The sequence below is a fragment of the Enterobacter sp. 241F3 genome, from assembly GCF_034106785.1.
Classification (GTDB): Bacteria; Pseudomonadota; Gammaproteobacteria; order Enterobacterales; family Enterobacteriaceae; genus Enterobacter; species Enterobacter vonholyi.
This window is the reverse complement of the sequence record NZ_JAWNDD010000015.1, coordinates 24,917-39,480: the sequence shown is the minus strand read 5'-3', so window position 1 is coordinate 39,480 and position 14,564 is coordinate 24,917. Positions and strand designations below refer to the sequence as shown.

At 48.2% G+C, this 14,564-nt stretch carries 16 protein-coding genes; 12 read left to right on the top strand and 4 right to left on the bottom strand.

Annotated features, from left to right (window positions below; translation table 11 throughout):
* Nucleotides 1-123 precede the first annotated feature (123 nt).
* From UR504_RS21260 to UR504_RS21245, 4 genes are all read right to left on the bottom strand, one after another.
* Nucleotides 124-657 (bottom strand): hypothetical protein, encoded by a 534-nt coding sequence (locus UR504_RS21260; RefSeq protein ID WP_320740145.1) that lies wholly within the window; start codon nucleotides 655-657, stop codon nucleotides 124-126.
* Nucleotides 658-717: 60 nt separating this feature from the next.
* Entirely contained in the window at nucleotides 718-4,311 is a 3,594-nt protein-coding gene (locus UR504_RS21255) for an autotransporter outer membrane beta-barrel domain-containing protein (RefSeq protein ID WP_320740143.1), read from the bottom strand.
* A gap of 11 nt (nucleotides 4,312-4,322) precedes the next feature.
* A complete protein-coding gene (locus tag UR504_RS21250; protein ID WP_320740142.1) occupies nucleotides 4,323-5,492 on the bottom strand; it encodes an autotransporter strand-loop-strand O-heptosyltransferase in 1,170 nt (389 codons plus the stop codon).
* A gap of 121 nt (nucleotides 5,493-5,613) precedes the next feature.
* Nucleotides 5,614-6,411 carry an EAL domain-containing protein gene (locus UR504_RS21245; protein WP_320740140.1) on the bottom strand — a complete coding sequence of 266 codons (798 nt, stop codon included), beginning with the start codon at nucleotides 6,409-6,411 and terminating at the stop codon, nucleotides 5,614-5,616.
* Nucleotides 6,412-6,753: 342 nt separating this feature from the next.
* On the opposite strand from UR504_RS21245, the gene UR504_RS21240 reads away from it, so the two are divergent.
* From UR504_RS21240 to UR504_RS21185, 12 genes are all read left to right on the top strand, one after another.
* The gene (locus UR504_RS21240) at nucleotides 6,754-7,560 is read left to right on the top strand and encodes a helix-turn-helix domain-containing protein (protein ID WP_320740138.1); all 807 of its coding nucleotides are present in this window, start codon (nucleotides 6,754-6,756) and stop codon (nucleotides 7,558-7,560) included.
* Entirely contained in the window at nucleotides 7,547-8,032 is a 486-nt protein-coding gene (locus UR504_RS21235) for a hypothetical protein (RefSeq protein ID WP_320740137.1), read from the top strand. The genes UR504_RS21240 and UR504_RS21235 overlap by 14 nt, the downstream gene beginning before the upstream one ends.
* A gap of 256 nt (nucleotides 8,033-8,288) precedes the next feature.
* Nucleotides 8,289-8,513: a DinI family protein gene (locus UR504_RS21230; protein ID WP_320740136.1), complete on the top strand. Its 225-nt coding sequence runs from the start codon at nucleotides 8,289-8,291 to the stop codon at nucleotides 8,511-8,513.
* A 388-nt stretch (nucleotides 8,514-8,901) separates the two neighbouring features.
* Nucleotides 8,902-9,504 carry a DUF1367 family protein gene (locus UR504_RS21225; RefSeq protein WP_025913039.1) on the top strand — a complete coding sequence of 201 codons (603 nt, stop codon included), beginning with the start codon at nucleotides 8,902-8,904 and terminating at the stop codon, nucleotides 9,502-9,504.
* A 4-nt stretch (nucleotides 9,505-9,508) separates the two neighbouring features.
* Complete coding sequence (locus tag UR504_RS21220; RefSeq protein ID WP_320740135.1) at nucleotides 9,509-9,709, top strand: hypothetical protein; 201 nt, start codon at nucleotides 9,509-9,511, stop codon at nucleotides 9,707-9,709.
* Between the two features lie 2 nt (nucleotides 9,710-9,711).
* Nucleotides 9,712-10,074 (top strand): crossover junction endodeoxyribonuclease RusA, encoded by a 363-nt coding sequence (rusA, locus tag UR504_RS21215; protein WP_320740133.1) that lies wholly within the window; start codon nucleotides 9,712-9,714, stop codon nucleotides 10,072-10,074.
* Nucleotides 10,071-10,886, top strand: coding sequence for an antitermination protein (locus tag UR504_RS21210; RefSeq protein ID WP_320740131.1), 816 nt, complete (start codon nucleotides 10,071-10,073; stop codon nucleotides 10,884-10,886). Before rusA ends, UR504_RS21210 begins: the two co-directional genes overlap by 4 nt.
* Before the next feature lie 191 nt (nucleotides 10,887-11,077).
* Entirely contained in the window at nucleotides 11,078-11,269 is a 192-nt protein-coding gene (locus UR504_RS21205; protein WP_126328676.1) for a hypothetical protein, read from the top strand.
* 1,081 nt (nucleotides 11,270-12,350) lie between these two features.
* Entirely contained in the window at nucleotides 12,351-12,653 is a 303-nt protein-coding gene (locus tag UR504_RS21200) for a hypothetical protein (protein WP_048223534.1), read from the top strand.
* A complete protein-coding gene (locus UR504_RS21195) occupies nucleotides 12,653-13,189 on the top strand; it encodes a lysozyme (protein WP_320740148.1) in 537 nt (178 codons plus the stop codon). Before UR504_RS21200 ends, UR504_RS21195 begins: the two co-directional genes overlap by 1 nt.
* Entirely contained in the window at nucleotides 13,186-13,704 is a 519-nt protein-coding gene (locus tag UR504_RS21190; protein WP_320740130.1) for a hypothetical protein, read from the top strand. Before UR504_RS21195 ends, UR504_RS21190 begins: the two co-directional genes overlap by 4 nt.
* Before the next feature lie 388 nt (nucleotides 13,705-14,092).
* Complete coding sequence (locus UR504_RS21185) at nucleotides 14,093-14,506, top strand: Ivy family c-type lysozyme inhibitor (protein ID WP_320740128.1); 414 nt, start codon at nucleotides 14,093-14,095, stop codon at nucleotides 14,504-14,506.
* Nucleotides 14,507-14,564 lie beyond the last annotated feature (58 nt).

Genomic DNA, 14,564 nt, shown 5'->3' with positions numbered 1-14,564 from the left:
TTTATAACAGTAAGCGTCGGCATGGTTCGAGCGAGCAGATGCCACCGGCTGAATATGAAAACCTATATTATCAACGGCTCAGAAGTGTCTAGATTATCCGTGGCGATTCAATGACCTGGATTTTCATTCTAAGCTTAATTCAAATTCAGCATGAATAAATTGTCTAACTTGAAGTATCGAATTTAGATTAAGTTTGTGTCCTATATTATTGGTGTACGTATAGATAGTTTTGGGTGATAGGTAAATTTTTCTTGCTGCAGCACTAGTATCGTCCGTATGCAGTAGGGCAAAAATTGTCTTTTTCTCCTGGTCTGAAAGCATGCCGAGATTTCTGCAGCGTGCGATGTGGTTCAAGGCATTCTCAGGAGAATGCATCCGCCCGCTAGTGAGTTGCTTTCGAAACTCGATAAAGCACGACTTCCTGTAGATTGTCACTAGTGGCTCTAGAACCCTTGAACTGACATCCTTGCCACCTATGAAGATCACCTGGTGTTTTTCCGTCAGTCTCTTCCTTTTCAGAAGGTTGTAAATAGCACCTAAGCTTCTAAATGATTCAATATCTACGATGCAAACCTTTCTGCTGGGGGACGCTTGCTTGAGAATGACAGACAACGCTTTATTCAAAAATACATCTTTCGTCAAAATCATGTGAGGCATAAAAAAACCTGAACATCTCAGAACAAAGTGAAAAGGGGCCCTAAGGCCCCTCTGGTAACATCAGAATCCGATACGGATACCTGCCACACCCTGAATCGGTGTTTCGATATGGCTGCCCTGACGATAATTAGCCTCACCGTACAAGATTACGTCTTTGCCAACGTTGGCTGAAGCGCCCAGACTGTACTTGCCTGATGTGCCTTTGACGTTGTTATCAAAGCGATTGCGATCATTGATCGTGACCTCATTGGAGTTAGCAAACTCCTGCAGCACCGCAGCTGACAGATAAGGTTTAAACTCAGTTGAGCCAATATTGAACTTCCCGGCAATCTTCGCACCGGCTTCACCCGTGACAGAACGCGGGGAACCCGTATTACCTTTCATGCCGTTGTTGAGTTTCACCTCCTCACTGGTCATCTGAACAAACGCCAGGCGAGCATAAGGAGTGATGCTTATGTCATCTTTGAGATCGAACTGATAACCACCTTCAATGGCAGTACTGAGCGCATACTGTTTCCAGTCACCGCCGGTTCTACCTCCGTTAGTCATAACTGCTCTCAGTTTGTTGTTAAGACGATTACCTTTGACAACACCGTCAGCGTAGAACCCACTTGCATCGTACCAGGTTGCATACAGGCCGAGACCGTAGCTGTCGATTTTGCTAGTGCCGCCGCGGGCATGTTTCACTTTGTTGTCGCTAAAGGACATGAATGCGCCAGTGACGAGGCTGCCTCGGTCAAAGTCAGTACGGGTATCAGCACCGATCTCAAGTCCGTTCTGGCTCAACTTATAGGCTGCGCCATTGCTTGTATCAATGTCACTTTTACTGCCGAGGTAGTGTCCCCATACGTTGCTTTCTGGTCCGGTTTTATCCAGACTCGCGCGATATGTGCGCAGGCCATCCAGCTCGGAATGGACGACGTTCAGACCTGCATTGGACATGGCCAGAATGGCATCAGTTGCAGGGGTGGTCATTGGCTTCTTACCGCCATTTCCGTTACCTCCTGCGTTGCCGTTGTCACCACCGCCCGGGTTTTCACCGCCAGGGTTCTCACCGCCGCCGTCCATTGCGCCGAGATACCAGACGTTACCTCCATTGAGGCCGTCCTTATTCTGCTGGCTGTACAGGGTGTACATGTACGTCCCGCCGTCAACGACTCTGGTGCTTCGCCCTGAAGCCGTGACCATTTCAAAATCAATGTCACCGCCTTTCTCATGGATGAGGTTCAGCGTCAAATCAGTGTGATCTGATATCTCTTTTCCGGAGTCAGCCACGGCAATACCAAAATTACCAGTGCCCTGTTCGATAGTGACGAAGTTGGCTTTACGATCGGCGAGAGATGTGTTCAGGAGGAAGTTTCCGGTGCCATTCAGCTCTGTAATCGTTAGCTTCGCAAATTCACCATCGCTGTTGCGCAGGAAGTTGACGTTACCGCCGTCCATGATGAGCTTACCGACCTGAGCCGTGTCCGGGCCGGATGTTACATTAGGAAGGTCGTTAACTGAGAGGGTGCCTCCCTGAATGTTAACGTCCATTGCGAGAGAGCCGGCGTTCATCAGCAGTTCACCTCCGGCGCTCACACTGGTCTTACCGTTGGCCAGCGCTCCGGTCATCAGCCAAGATTGGCCACCGTTTATGGTAGTACCGGTGGTTGTGCTGCCACTACTGACTATCTGAAAACCGCCGTTGATGGTCGTAGAGGTCGCTGAGCCACCACTTCGGACGTGCTGGCTTCCACTTTTTATTGTGGTGTCATTGACCATGCCGCCACTGAAAACGTACTGCTCGCCACCATTGATGATAGTGGAGGCCGCTGTACCACCACTGAAGACGCTCTGCTTGCCAGTGTTGATTTTAGTGTCTGTGGCATTACCTCCATTGATGACTTCTTGGTAACCACCATTGATTGTGGTGTCAGTGGCAGTCCCGCCACTGCCTATCTTCTGTCGAGCGTTCTGGTTGATTGTAGTGGTTGTGGCCTTACCACCATTCAGTAATTGATGACCGTCACTGTTGAGCACGTTGCTTGTTGCCTTACCGCCACTGAAGATAAACTGAGTACCGCCTGTGATGGTAGTGTTATGGGCAATACCACCATCATTGATTTCCTGCCTGGCCGTCGAACCACTGATGGTGGTAAAAGTGACAACGCCGCCACTGTAAACGTACTGCCCGCCACCATTGATGGTAGTGGAGTCTGCTGTACTGCCACTGGATACAAACTGAAAACCAGTGCTGTCAATGGTAGTAGACGTTGCTGTACCGCCAGTGATGAACTGAGCACCACCAATGATGGTGGTGCTTGTCGCAGTGCCGCCACTGGAGACGTATTGTCCACCACCGCTGTTGATGGTTGTAGAAGTGGCTGAACCACTACTGGAGATGTATTGTTCACCACCGCTGTTGATGGTTGTAGAAGTGGCTGAACCACCACTGGAGACGTGCTGCCTGCCACCACTAATGTCAGTAGAGGTGACGAGCCCACCACTGGAGACGTACTGAAAACCACCGCTGTTAATGGTAGTGGAAGTAGCTGTACCAGCGACGTGCTGCGTGCCACCACTATTGATGGTGGAGTCAGTAGCTATGCCACCACTTGAGATGTACTGAGCACCTCTGCTGTTGAGAATAGTAACATTGACCGTGCTGCCACTAGCGATATGTTGTACACCACCATTTACCGTTGTGGAGGTGGCAGTGCCATTGAAAAGGGTCTGACTACCGCCACTGTTTATGGTAGTGGAAGTGGCCGAGCCGCCACTGAAAACGCTCTGACTGCCACTGTTTACGGTAGTGGAGATGGCCGAACCGCCACTGGAAACACTCTGTCTGCCGCCATTAATTGTGGTGTCAGTAGCCATACCGCCACTAAGAATGTTCTGATCACCTCTAGTGTTAATGACACTAGAGATGGCCGTGCCTCCGCCGGAGACATATTGTAAACCTCCACTGTTAATGGTCGTGTCCGTGGCCACGCCACCACTGTTGATTTTCTGGGTACCCATGTTGCTAAGGGTGGTCAAGGTGGCTGAACCACCACTGTCGATGTTCTGAAAGCCCCAGTCGCTAATGGTGGTAGAGGTGGCCGAGCCCCCGCTAAGGATGTATTGGTTTCCTGTGTTAATGGTGGTTAAGGTGGCTGAGGCGTCTCCGGAAACGAACTGAGAACCACCATTGATGGTAGTATCTGTGGCTGAGCCTCCACTGTTAATTCTCTGGGTACCACCGCTGTTAATGGTAGTCGAGTTGGCCGTGCCTCCATTAGATACGTGTTGGTAGGCCCATCCACCTCCGATAGTAGTATCTGAGGCTGAACCTCCACTGTATATGTGCTGGTTACCATGGCCGTTAATAGTGGTAGAGGTGACTATGCCGCCATTGGAGATGTGCTGGATACCACCGCTGTTAATGGTAGTCGAGTTGGCTATGTCCCCTGAATAGATATGCTGCGGTCCCGTGCTCCCGTCTAACATCGAGCCTGAATAATCCACGGCCATTACTGGCCCTGAGGGGAGAAATATTGCTCCCAACAGAAGCGCTAGAGCGCTTTTCCTTGGTGCCAGTTTCGGGCGACCAGAGCCGGTTGTCAGCTCAGAGGTAACAACCCACTGCTGGCGCGACTCACACCAGACTGTGGTATATATCTTGTTCATATTTACGTCCTTTATTTATCAACTAATCTTGAATGCAGGCGGTCCACCATTCCGATAACCTGCCGACCGGTTATCAGACTCGTGCACTCGTACTGTCGGGGGGTGTTCTTGTGATGCGGGCACCACAAAAAATCCACGTGGTCAAAATCGACGGACGTGTCATCCCAGCAGCCGTTACAGCCATGGCTGCTGAACACCCGCCAGGGGGTGTAAAATTCGCTGTTGGGGAGACTGAATCCGCTGATTAACACCACAGGGATACCGGACGCCCAAGCTAGCCATGACAGCCCGCTGCCAAGTCCGATAAAGAAGCTCGCATGCCTTAACAGGTCCACACGCTCCTGGAGCGGAATATCGCCTGTGAAGTCTTCGGCACCTTGGGGGATGTGGTTCCAGACGAAGCCTTGGCCGTAATGTGCATGGCGGTCAATGCACAGCACCCGGTATCCTAGAGACTTAAGGTGGGCTACCACCTCTGCCCAGCCATGGCCGTTGTTCCAGTACTTGGCCTGATTAGTGGACTGCACGCCGATGCAGACGTACGGCTCCGCAATTTTTCGCTCTGCATCCAGCTTCAGGCGGGGAGGGCACTCCCGCGGATCGACCCCCAGGATGTAGCCGGCATTACGGTGGAAGCCGACTTTCCTGAAGTCGATGGGCTGATGAGTGGTGTCTCCCTTAAAGAAAAGGCCTACATACCAGGATGCGTAGGGATTTACCGTCTGCAGATTGTCCTTTGTGGAGAAAGTGATCTCGGGATATTGCGCGCTGAGCAGTTCAATGATTTCCTGCCCCATAACGCACTCAAGCTGACAGCGGTGCAGCTGGCGAAAACGCTCTGCATAATGGAACCACCCAAGCATGTCGCCCAGCGTACCCGTTGGGAAAAAGATGACGACGGGCTTGTCCTTCATATCCAGCGTTTCATCCAGGACCGGGCTCGCCGACCCCTGGTGGAATATCTGAATGCGGAAGCGGACGTAATATTTTTTATTACTGGTGACCCACCCGCCTTCTGAATCACAGCTGAAAAGAATATTACCGCTGTCATCATCCATTAAGATGACGTGCCATTTTCCTTCCGGAAGCAAAACGCGCGCTCCATAGTTAAAATCATAAAGAATTCCGTCCGGCCCTGAGCATGACGGAAGCTCTGGAGGGTTTGGGAAGTTAGCTGACATATATAATTTGTCCTCGGTGGTAATTTTAAATCTGTAACAAATGGGTCGAGTGCACTACTGTTATTTAAGTAATGCTTTCCATGGCAGGTTGCGAATTTCTGTGTTTATGTTTTGAAAAGGGTTATATGTGCGTGCAAAACTCGTGCATGCTTACAGGTTTTGAAAATAGATAACCCTGAAAAATATCCACCCCTTTGTCTTTCAAAAGCGATAGTTGTTCTTTATTTTCTATACCTTCAGCAATGACATGAATTTGCAGCCGCTCTGCGAGAGTGATAATTGAATCAATCACCGCGGAATAGATTAATGATCCATTGCTGGCAATTGTGAGACATTTATCAATCTTGATTGTTGAGAAACCTGCATGTTCAATATATTTAAGGCATGAACTCCCGCTGCCGAAATCATCAATCGCAAATCGCACACCTGACTCAGTAAGTTGCTGCATAGCCTCGAGTGCAAAGTCGTCCAGGTTCATTGTTCCGCGTTCGACAATTTCCAGCGTGACAGCAATGCGTCCGTCGAATACTTTCTTAAAGTCCTTAACTGCATCAATAACTCGTGAAGAGTTCAACTGTCTGGCACAGATGTTGAAAGAGAGATAAAAGTCATCAGGTAGAGTTCCTTCATAGCCTTCAAAAAATGTTTTAACATCAGACATCAGGCTACAAGTAACATGATTAATCACCTCGCATGATTCCATTGCAGAAAGGTATTTTTCGGGAGATTGGTAAATCCCATCTTTGAGAACTCTGAGTAATACCTCTCCGCCTATAACCTCATCGCCCTTACATACCGGCTGGATGAAGGGAACAAATTCAGCGTCGGTCAGTTCCGCTGATAAGATTGTTTCTCTAATCAATGTACGGGCTTTGATGAAGAAATGTTCTGCCTTAATGAGCAATTTGGTGCTTATCATAATGTCGCTCCTAATCTACTGGATTCGCTACCCGAGCTGTCTCTTCGTTCCCGGGACTGTGAATGGAGGTAGGGCGTATGACTGCTTCTGGAGATTAAGAACCTGCTCATTCACTTCTGCGAATAATCCTATCAACCAAAAATGTAATGCAGGTATATGTATCGTGGATTTGTTAAATTACAAATCATTGTTCCAATCATGCATCCATTTACAAGCAATGTGACTACAAAAAAGGCTGCTGCGCCTGGCTGTGCTAGGATGAAACAAAGAAGCTGATGGGTTTCCGTAAGTTGGAGAAACGAGAGAAACCATTCAATTACCATCATGGATAAGGAGTCAGAGATGGTTTTCGTGATTGATAATAGGGTTTTCTATCGATCGGAAGATGGTGCTATATGGCCATCCGGAGACGAAGGCTCTACTGTCATTCTGACCCTGACAATGAACAGACTTCTTGCATGTCTTCTGGAAAAGCATGGTCAGGTTCTGACGCGAAATGAACTTCTGGATAGCGTCTGGGATGCTCATGGTCTTCGTTCTTCTAGTCACACGCTAAACAAATACATCTCCGAACTGAGAAAGCAGTTCGTACAGTTTGGGATTGTCGAGGAGTGTATTACTACGGTGCCTCGCGTTGGTTTTATGTTTAATAGTGATGTCGAGGTAAGGGTGCTGACTCAGCCCACTATTGATGATGAGTCTCGATTGGAAGATGAACACAATGACGCTCAAATAGTAAAACAACGCTCTCCGATGCGAGTTAAATACAGAAAATTACCTATCGCTCTGGTATTGGCTGTCGTTTTAATAAGCGGGATCTTGATTACGTTAGGGTTTAGGGTTCCATCAAAAGATTTGACTCAGGTAAGAGAATTGAAGACTTATTTTCTCTTTAACTATGGTTCGTGCCCTGTATACACTGTACAAAGAAACTCCGCATCGCTTTCTGAACAAAAAAAAGACTTGTTCATCGAGTTAGCAAAGGGGAGTGGTATTAACTGTCTTGAGGGAACATCATTTTTGTACCAGGTTTCTGAGTCATATCTTTACGGCAACAAAGGTCGAGCTTTTATTAGTCGATGTACAGCCAGAAATGATAAATACATTTCCTGCCTCAATAACTACTGGAGTGGTTATGAACGCAATTAATAAAAAAACAGGGATGCTGGCCGTAATTTTAATCTTCATCCTCGCGTTATCGGTGTGGTTCTATGTTCACATGCATCAAAAACAGAGTGCGTTAAATGTAAACTGTTCAACAATAGTACGTTATAACCACCATGAACCTGATTTCATCGCTACGCTGGAGTTTGTTTTCCGTTTGGATAAAAACCACGATGGTCAGGCTGTACTGTCGGGTAATATCCAGTCGGACAAAGGTGTTAATGTCATCTCACGTACAATTCTCTTTAGCTATGAGATGAACAGGCCGGGTGAGATTTCACTGACCGATACACGCTACGTTAAAAATCCACGCGATACTGCTGATGATGAAAGTTTCAAAAGCAGCTTCTTTTACGTTCCTGAAGGTACCGTTCGCCAGCTTAAGATAGAGCCTACAAGTAATGGCTGGCTGATAGGAAACCTGCAGTCGCCTTTTGCGCTTTGCGTTAACAGATGAAACTCAAACGGCTCTTCCTGCTGAGGGCGAATACCCCGAACCGCAGAAGAGCCACAAATCCACCTGATTTTCGCCCCGAAATCCCATCCACTAGAACTTTAGGACTCCATTATGTCCGCGCTAAGAAGCCGCCAGTAGTTTGCCTGGCTGTTTCATCATCCTTGTGATTAGTGAGCTGTTAAAGCGTTGCAAAAACCGAGAGATACGTTTATAAATATGCTGTATATACATACAGTAATTCATTGCGGAGGGAAAAATGAAAATTGAGTTAACCATTGATCGCATGAAGAAACTTCCTGAGGGAGCTATACCTGCGCTCGAGTCAGAACTGCTCAAAAGACTCAGTAAGCAGTTTGATGATTGTCAGCTAACGATCAGGCGTGCCAGCAATGATGGGCTGACTGTTTTCGGGGGCGACAAGAAAGAGGTCGAACATATCGTGCAGGAGACCTGGGAAAGCGCGGACGAGTGGTTTTATTAATCGCGTGAATTTCACTGGAGCAGTTTCAAAGAGTATCGCTGTTTGCGTTCCCCTGGCTGTTCCCGATTACTGTTTACCGCGTCAATTAGTCGCTCTGGGGGAAATAGTGTGTAGTGCAGATGCCTTTAATGCAGATGATCAATGGTACGACGTGGTCAGAAGGGCCGATAAAGCAGTTATCTATAGCTTCCCGGCGGAAGGGAGATATCTGGTTTATCGAGTAAATGGAATAGTTTCATTAAGACCGTTACTCGAAGAGGAAGAAATATTCACTCTCAACGGGTTTATGCAATTTGCAAAACGGCTTGGGTACCGAATTACACCTCCGTCTGATATTATTCTTTCATAGGCCTGAACACCCTATACCTGATGCGCCACGGAGAGAACCATGGCGCTAGAATTACAACTTATCAAACACCACTCAGGAATACTGATCCCGGCCACACCCGAGACCAGCGATATCCTGCAATCCAAAACCCGGCTCGGCGATGTTCTTGTTGCCGAGTTCAGGCGGGTACGTAACCCGGCGTTCCATCGGCGCTTTTTCGCGCTTCTCAATCTCGGTTTTGAATACTGGGAACCAACCGGCGGGGCCATCTCAAGTAACGAGCGGAAGCTGATCACCGGTTACGCAAAATTCCTGGCTTCTTATGGCGGGAATGAGGGCGCGCTAATCGATGCTGCTGAGCAGTATCTGGAACAGGTTGCTTATCGGCGCGTCACAAATGGCATTAGCCTATGCAAATCCTTCGATGCTTACCGCTCATGGGTAATCGTTGAGGCAGGGCACTTTGATGCCATTCAACTGCCAGACGGAACACTCAAAAAACATCCTCGAAGCATCTCGTTTGCCAACATGGATGAACTCGAGTTTCAGCAGCTCTATAAAGCTGCGCTCGATGTCCTCTGGCGCTGGGTCCTGTCCCGTTCATTCCGCAGCCGTGACGAGGCCGAAAACGTCGCCGCGCAGCTGCTTGGCTTTGCGGGGTGATGGAATGAATAAGACCTGGTTCCACCACACCGATTGCAGCACCGAACAGGCCGACGAACTGGTTAAGCGTTACAAAGCGCGCGGTGTTCGAGTTGAGCGCAGCCTAAACCAGGATTACGTGACCTGGACTGTCAGTGCATTCCTTCCGACCTCAAATACACCAGCGCGCCCGGATAGACGCTGGCGAAACCGGATGTGGGGGTGAGCGTGAAGACATATCAATTCACTTTGCCCTGGCCACCGAGCAACAACCGGTATTACAGGCACAACCGCGGGCGCACTCACATTAGCGCTGATGGTGTCGCGTATCGCTATGCGGTCGCCAGTGTCATTCTAAGCGCCCGGCTTAATATCCGAACGGCTGCACCACTCAAAATCCGAATTGAATGTCACATGCCTGACCGTCGGCGCCGTGATCTGGATAACCTGCAGAAGGCAGCTTTTGACGCTTTAACCAAGGCGGGATTCTGGCTGGATGACTGCCAGGTTGTCGACTATCGCGTTGTGAAAATGCCTGTCGTTAAGGGCGGAAAATTAGAACTCACCATTACCGAGCTGGAGACCGCATGAATCTTGAAAATACTCTCAAATATCACTTCGCCAAATCGACAATGATTAGCGACTCTCCCCGGACAACGGCATCAGATGCATTAACCGGAACGGATATCATGGCTGCTATGGGCATGACGCAGGAACGGGCCGCCATGGGATACAGCGCTTTTCTCGGGAAGATGGGGATCAGCAACAATGACCGGGAGAGGGCGATTGAGTTGCTGGCTCAGTATGCGCTGACTAAGTGCGATCGGGTTGCGGCATTACGGAAGCTTAATGCAGAGATTAAACCACTGGTAATGCATCAGTTGGCCAGCTTCGCTTTCGAAGACTATTCCCGCAGCGCCGCCAGCGTGAAACAGTGTGATTGCTGCTCGGGTCAAGGATTCATTGAGGCTGATGTTTTCACGATGAAATCGCACTACACCATGAAGCTTCCACAGTGTGCAAAAGACCTTAAGCAATCTCCGAGTGATTTCGAGGTTAAGCGCCAGGTGAAAGAAGTCGCTAAGGTACTTTGCTCGACCTGCAAGGGGAAAAAAGTGGTCAGTTGCGCCTGCAAAGACTGCCACGGGCGCGGTAAAGCAGTGAATCAAGACCTCACTGAAAAGCAGGGCGTGCCGGTTATTGCCGACTGTAAGCGCTGCGGCGGACGTGGATATGAGCGTATCCCCTCAACTGAGGCTTACGCTGCGGTGTGCCAGATAACTGATGCAATCAGCCTCGATACCTGGAAGAAGTCTGTTAAGCCATTTTACGATCATCTAATCACCAAGTTTGACATCGAAGAAGCATGGGCTGATGCGCAGCTTAAGCAGATAACAAAATAGGACGTTATTTTATCGTGAGCTATTTACTTTTCCCGGATCTGTGGTAATTTTGCTCTAACGATGGGTTATTGCCTTCGTTTAAAGCCCTGCGGTTAACCCGTGGGGCTTTTTGCTTAATAGAGATTTAAGAATTTCTAAAACCGCACAAGCCCGCGGTCACCTATAATTTTCCCAATCACGCAGGAGGGAAAATGGAAGAAGGCTTCTACTGGATACAGCACAACGGCAGGATTCAGGTTGCTTACTTTAGCAATGGTGTTACAGAAGACCTTGAGACGGGACTAACTTGTAATGGCATTTGGCACCTGACACAGGGTGACGACATCTGCGACAACGGAGAGGCCGAGGTGATTGAAGGCCCTCTGCCTGTACCATTTAAATGAATATATTCACCTGATTACGTGGCAGATTCTCCATACTGCACATATGCTTCATAAGCATCCTGCGGAATGGATGTTTCTGAAAGCGTTTTTGTGGTGGATCCCCCTAAGCGGAGGGGCGGTTCAGCAGGACATTTCTCCAGAGTGTCCAACCAGCGCGCGGAAATGAATGCTGTGGTCATTTCCACCGGGAGGCACCCGGCACCACTCCCTCAGTTATTGCCAACTAGCTATTTATGCCTGCTTGTCCGAGCAGGCTTTTTTTTGTGAATGGTGAACAGTATTGACCGGGTGAATGAATTAATCGTAATTTATTCACGTGGTGAATCCTTTCTAAGCGAAAGGGCGTTCCAGTCAACTGCTATCTGCAGGTATGCGCGCGTCTTTGCTGACTGGGGTAGAGTCACCGGGAGGCACCCGGCACCATGAAAACAACAACACAAGTTTCAAATTCCTTGAGAGCCTGCCATAAAACGCAGGCCTTTTTTTATGACTTGGAAAACTACTGCTACGCTTTAAGTCGTGAGAAGTTACTGAATGCTCGTTGGTTCTCCTGAACCTTATGTGAATCAGCCGATACAGCTTCACTACTGAGTCATTGGTTTCACTCACACCTACCTTACAAATAGTCAACTGATTGGCCCGCTTCAAAAGAGCGGGCTTTTTTTATCTATCCACTCAAATTTTCTGAATGGAGGAGTCAGAGCAAGAGGGGGGTAAATGTCTGAGCATGTGTCTGGTACTAATGTGGTGGCAGGTAGATATTTGATAGCTAGCTCAGTGCACTAAAAAGTGCGGAGAACGACATCAATCTTCTCCGCATTAATAATGCCAGTGCTACCCGCTTGTATCTCTTATATCCCTATGAGGATAAGTTTTTAACTTAACGCAAATGATAACATTTAAAAACTATGTGAATAGTTAATTGTTTTAAAGCTTTAAATAGTTCTTCTTAAGGATTATTTAATTTTTTGCATTCCTCAGAAGAAGGAAGCTCCAGCAGGTTTTAACCCTCACAAGGCTGCCGTTTGGCGGCCTTTTTTATTTCTTGCAATAGCACCCGCACAAAGCGAGGTGAGAGACCATGAAAATGAATGATTCAGGGAACATCTTCACGCAGTTTTTCGCGTGGGTAGCAGCTCTGGCGTCAGCAATTGGATTTACCACTCAGGATCTGGTGTTCATGTTCTTTGGCGCTGCTGGTCTGCTTATCTCGCTTGCCTCCTACATTAACGGGCGAGTGGATGCAAACCGTAGGCGTAGAGAGGATGAGATTCGAACAAAAATGGTCAATGACTACCTGAAAGGCGTTGGTGATAAACCCCTTCACGAGCGTCCTGCTGCTGCAAGCGTGGTCGTTGAGGCATTACAAAAGGAAGGTGAGTGATGGGATCCAGAGCAAAGCTGAGTACTGCAGTTCTGGGGCTGGTATTGGCTGGTGCTCCTGCATCCGTAATTCTCGATCAGTTTCTGAATGAGAAAGAGGGTAACAGCCTCACGGCCTACAAAGATGGTGGTGGTATTTGGACTATTTGCCGCGGCGCAACGATGGTTGATGGTAAACCGGTTGTGCAGGGCATGAAATTGACACAGACGAAATGCAATCTGGTGAATGCTATCGAACGCAATAAGGCTCTGGCATGGGTTGACCGCAATATTTCGGTACCGCTTACCGAACCGCAGAAAGCTGGAATCGCATCTTTCTGTCCGTACAACATCGGGCCGGGTAAGTGCTTCCCGTCAACGTTCTATAAGCGCATCAATGCCGGTGACCGCCCCGGGGCATGCGAGGCAATTCGCTGGTGGATTAGAGACGCTGGCCGCGACTGCCGCCTGACTAAAGGCCGGAAGAACGGCTGCTACGGTCAGGTAGAACGGCGAGACCAGGAAAGTGCTTTGGCGTGCTGGGGGATAGACCAGTGAACTTTAATCTTTTACCAATCGCGGTTGTGGTTATTGCTGGTCTCTCAGTCGCACTCGTTAAAAGTTGCTCAGATGCCAACGTCCTGCAGAGTGATAATGAGGTTCTTCGCAGTGACAATGCTCTTCAGGAGCAGATAATCGCCACCCAAGCATTCAACTTCAATCGGTTCAATAAGGTGGCGGAACAAACCAACAGGCTGAATTCCCTAATCGACACCAACACCGAAGAAACCGTAATCGAATACCGGGAGATTCTCCGCCGTGAAAAAACCTGTGATCTGCTTATTCCTGCTGACATTGCTGGTGGGTTGCTCGAATACGCGCACCGTTTACGTGCCAGCGCCTTGCGTACCGATACCAACAGACCTGACGCAGCCGATGATAGTACCGCTGCCGCCGGCTCAATAACATACTGCCAGGCCGTGCTCTGGATTAAGCCGCTGCTGGCAGTGATTGAGAAGGGCAACAATAAACTGGCTGGTATAAGGCAGATAGAGCTGGAAAGGAAAAACTAGGGATGGCTCATCCTTGAGCACACGGGTATTTCTGAACGACGGCTTTACCTGACATAGCAAAGCACCTTTAAAATGTAGAAAAGACTCGATATTTAACAAGCGAAGCGCAGCAATGTAAAAAAATGCCCTCACATGGAGGGCTACCAGAGTCTCAGTTTCACTTGCTCTTTTTATGGATGTTTCCCTGGAGTTGGCAAACTCCTCATCAGAGTCTTGAATAGTCTGGCAAGCAGTCCGTAATCAACAAGCATAAGCGGTAGCTATTAGGATGATTCTGAGTTAATCACTTGGGATAGGCAGTAATATGGAATCCTCTAGCTAACTGTAGGGCTGACATAGTAGCCGCTAAGGTATAGAGTTGTGATGTCTTTATGGAATGAGGATTAATATGAAAGGTAAATTGTTTATCGCTGCTATGGCTTTTGTATCTTTCAGTGCTCTTGCCGACGAGGGGCAGTATCTTTCTGATTTCGCCAGTGCAAAAAGCACGTCTAAAAGCTACTCCCAGCTGATTAGTAAAAACAAATTACCTGCATGGGTAAAAAGTGGTGGCACGAGCACGCCATCAACCGAAGTAACAGTTGCGGGCAAAAAGTATATTGCGCTGTCAGGGTGTAAACCACACAGTTGTCCAGAACAGAATATTGTTGTTCTCTACTCACCTGATAGCGGTGATATTCATGGTGTGTTTTCTGATTTCAATGCAGAAAAGAATCGTGAGACATTGACCTGGTTAAACGTGGATCCGATTGATTCTAATGCGATGAAAAATGCGCTTTTCAATCGACTGTACGGCAATTAAATAACCCAAGCTTCAAACTGTAATCCACCAGTTTGAAGCTTCAAAACACAAATCAATC